This is a genomic window from Desulfobulbus alkaliphilus, assembly GCF_016918545.1.
GTDB classification, from domain to species: Bacteria; Desulfobacterota; Desulfobulbia; order Desulfobulbales; family Desulfobulbaceae; genus Desulfobulbus; species Desulfobulbus alkaliphilus.
In genome coordinates this window covers 1-614 of the sequence record NZ_JAFFQC010000123.1, presented here as the reverse complement: position 1 = coordinate 614, position 614 = coordinate 1, and the positions used below count along the sequence as shown (strand labels likewise).

General features: G+C 70.7%; 1 pseudogene. It reads right to left on the bottom strand.

Annotation, left to right across the window (positions count from 1 at the left end):
* A pseudogene (locus JWG43_RS20630) lies at positions 1-614 on the bottom strand (methylmalonyl-CoA mutase family protein); the annotation flags it as partial.

Sequence of the window (614 nt, the reverse complement as noted above, 5' to 3'; positions counted from 1 at the left end):
GGCCAGCTCCTGCGCCGCCGATCCGCCCGCCTCGTGCGCCACGCGCCCGCTGGCCAGGAAAAAGGTCGCATCGGGATAGGCGCCCGCATGACGCGCCGCTGTATTGGCCGCCAGGCTCAGATGCTCTTCTACCGAACGCGGGGCCCCGCCCGCCTCAGCGAAGGCCGAGACCGGGTCCATATTAAATCGCAGCTTGGCGCGCGGAGAGCCCTTGGCGACGACCGCCAGGGCGTTGGCTGCATCCGGCCCGTCGATCCCGGCGTCCAGCGCGACGGGCGCCAACTCCAGCGCCACGCCTTCCAGCGCCCGGCCCAAGGGCGCGGAATCCGCCAGCACCCGCCCCTTCAACACCACCGAGGCCGCGCCGTTCTCCAGATCGGTCAGGACGGCGGCGTTGACCGCTTCGGCATCGTCGCCCTCCACCAGCGTCCGCAGATCCCAGGCCCGGCCTTCGGAGTCGGATGGACGCGGGGCGAAGATCGGCTGTACGCCCGTCGCGCCGGCATACAACGGCCGCGTCACCAGTTGATCGGCGTCGAGATGCATCAGCGACTCGATTGGCCGATCCTTCAGCGCCTTCTGGGCCGCCTCGCGCCATTCGAGGGGGGTAGGTG